The 1,852-nt window shown below is 65.0% G+C and carries 3 protein-coding genes; 2 read left to right on the top strand and 1 reads right to left on the bottom strand.

Translation table 11 applies throughout. From position 1 onward, the window contains the following. A partial coding sequence (locus OXU42_08360) for a hypothetical protein (protein ID MDE0029395.1) occupies window positions 1-667 on the bottom strand: 667 nt, incomplete at its 3' end. Window positions 668-1,001: 334 nt separating this feature from the next. On the opposite strand from OXU42_08360, the gene OXU42_08355 reads away from it, so the two are divergent. Next, window positions 1,002-1,439, top strand: a complete 438-nt coding sequence (locus tag OXU42_08355) for a transcriptional repressor (GenBank protein MDE0029394.1) — start codon at window positions 1,002-1,004, stop codon at window positions 1,437-1,439. 31 nt (window positions 1,440-1,470) lie between these two features. Next, window positions 1,471-1,852, top strand: a 382-nt coding sequence (locus tag OXU42_08350; protein MDE0029393.1) for a molybdopterin-dependent oxidoreductase, incomplete at its 3' end; no start/stop codon positions are given.

Below are 1,852 nucleotides of genomic sequence, written 5' to 3'. Positions count from 1 at the left end.
CCTCGTGGTCGTCCTCACCCTCGTGTGCGTGCCCACCTGCGCCATGCGCGTGCCCGCCGATCTCATTGAACACGCCGCCGGTCAGGGCGAGGTAGAACGGGGTCGGAAAGAGAAAGCGCCACTGGAGGCCCGTGCCCAGGGCCTCTCCTCCGATCATGCGGGTCATGGACAGGGGCGTGTTGACGAACGGAAGCTCGTGCGGGTGGAACTGCGGCAGGCGGCCAAAGTCGGCAAAAAACCGCCCGGCGGTGACGTTGATCGGCAGCGCCGTCGTCTGCACGGCCGCCTCTTCGACTTCGACACTGTCTCCGATGGCGGTGATGAACGTATACGCCCTGGCATAGGGGTCGATCTCGGCCGACAGTCCAAGCTCCACCGACCGCAAATTGAAAAAATCTTCGTCGGTGTCCGCCCGACTCTGGATAGTCGTGTCGATGGCCAGGCCGATCGACGGGTTCAGGATCGACGGGCTCTCCTGAATCGACTGCACCGATTGCTCCACCGACTGCACGCGGTCCGCCTCGGCCTTCTTCTTCTCGAGCTCCTCGATGCGCTTCATCAAGTCACCCATTTCCTGCTGCATCTCCCGGAGCTGCTTCTTGAGCGCCTCCGCCGGTTCCTGTGCCCCGACCGGGACCGAGAGACCGCACGCAAGCAGGAACGCCACGCATCCGAGAACCAACCGTTTCATTTCGACAAGTCTCATACAGCCTCCTTCTGCCACGGTTACCTGATATGCTATTAATAAATCACTATCGAATTAGCAAGTGCGGACTCCATGTTTTATGGCTCCGGAGAACTTCGTCACCGCTAGCAAGATAAGTGGATCATTAAGGCGACCCTTCGGCAGCCAGTGTCGCGCCGCAAAGTGGACCCGGCCGTCTGGACCCGGCCGTCTTTGCGTGCAATTCAGGTGTGGTATCGTGTAGTATAGGGTAGCCGTCCCGGAGAGGCGCGCGGGACGGGCACTACGCCTGCGGCGGCAGGCGCTGGGGGTTCACATGACCAGCGGAAAAAGCCACTTCGACGAAACAGCTCCTCAGGCGCGCTTTCGCGCCAGACGGCGCACCCGGCAACGGAGCGTCATCCAGCGAGTCCTCCTGGAAGCCAACCGCCCGCTGAGCCCGCAGGACATTCTGCTGGCGGCCCAGACCCGGGCGCCCGGCTTGGGCATCGCCACGGTCTACCGCACCATCCACACCATGATGACCGAGGGTACGCTCGTCGCGGTGGGCATTCCCGGAGAGGCGGCGCGCTACGAGACCGCCGGGAAGGAACACCACCACCACTTCCAGTGCCGCGAGTGCGACGGCGTCTTCGACGTCCAGGGATGCCCCACCGACGATCTGGTGAAGCTGGCGCCCAAGGGCTTCCGCCTCGAAAGCCACCAAGTCGTGCTCTACGGCGTCTGCCCCCCGTGCACGGGCATGCCGACCTGAGCGCGGGCCTTCCACCACGGGGAGACGAATCATGAACGGGCTTCGCATCGAACAGGAAGGAAAACCGGCGCAGGAGCTGGATTTCCGGCAGCTCGCGGCATTGGACGGCCAGATCGACGACGTCGGCGCGCTGATCCCCGGCCGGATCGGAGGCGCGGTGACGCTCCAGGCCATCCTCGACCGGCTCCAGCCCGGTGCGGAACTGGACTACGTCACCGTCGAGTCCACCGACGGCGGATTCGCCGCCAGCGTGCCGCTGGAAGCGCTGCGCCACGCGGTCATCGCCTACCGCATCGGCGACGACCCCCTGCCCCGGGACAAGGGCGGCCCGCTGCGCTTCCTCATCCCCGACGACGAAGGCTGCGCCACCGGCGGCGCCGACGCCTGCGCCAACGTCAAGTTCGTGGGCACGC

This window comes from Deltaproteobacteria bacterium, assembly GCA_028818775.1.
Lineage (GTDB): Bacteria > Desulfobacterota > Binatia > UBA9968 > JAJDTQ01 > JAJDTQ01.
The sequence above is the reverse complement of the archived record's forward strand: the minus strand, read 5'-3'. Positions and strand labels throughout refer to the sequence as shown.